Source organism: Streptomyces sp. BR123, assembly GCF_013401435.1.
Taxonomy (GTDB): domain Bacteria; phylum Actinomycetota; class Actinomycetes; order Streptomycetales; family Streptomycetaceae; genus Streptomyces.
Map to the genome: position 1 here is coordinate 1 of NZ_JACBGN010000649.1, position 839 is coordinate 839.

Genomic DNA, 839 nt, shown 5'->3' on the forward strand with positions numbered 1-839 from the left:
CCGCCCGCCCCGTCACCCGCCGCCTGCTCCTCCCCGGGCGCCTGCGGTTTCCCCGACGCGTCCACCACAGGGCCGCGGATCGAGCTGGAGCGGCACGACACCGGCAACATGTCCGTGAAGACCGACGGCACCGTCATCCGGGGCTGGGACATCCACGGCTCCCTGGACGTCTACGCCAACGACGTCACCGTCATCGACAGCAAGATCACCTCGACCAACTGGTGGGGCATCAACCTGCGTCCCGGCTTCAGCGGCCTGAAGGTCCTGTACACCACCATCACCGCGATCCCCGGCAAGGGCCCCGACAACGGCGGCGTCAACTACGCGGTGTCCAACATGGGCGGCAGCTCGATCGAGGTCGGCTGGTGCGACATCTCGGTGTTCGGCAACGCCCTGTCCATGGGCCAGGGCGACCTGCACGACAACTACGTGCACGACATCGTCGCCTTCCGCAACAAGACCGGCGAGTGGCAGCACACCGACGCCGTCATCAGCGGCGGCGGCAACAAGGGCCGCCTGACCGTCCGCCACAACACCCTGCTGAACCCGGTCCGCGTGGACCAGGGCGCCACCGCCGCCGTGGGGCTGTTCGCCGACACCGGGGTCGTCTCCTCCGTCGTCGTCGAGCGCAACTGGCTGGCGGGCGGGGCCTACAGCCTCTACGGCGGCGGGCCCGGAGCCACCGGCATCAAGGTCACCGACAACGTGTTCTCCGCCGAGTACCACCCCGCCGCCGGGGCGTACGGCACGGCCACCGCCTGGAACGCGGGCGGCGCCGGGAACGTGTGGAGCGGCAACCGCATGGCCGACGGGAGGCCCGTCCCGCCCCCCGTCTCCCC

1 protein-coding gene is annotated in these 839 nt (G+C 70.9%); it reads left to right on the top strand.

Features of this window, described 5'->3' with window-relative positions; genetic code table 11:
• The coding region (locus HYE82_RS36865; protein ID WP_179178577.1) for a hypothetical protein at positions 1-839 on the top strand (839 nt) is incomplete at both ends.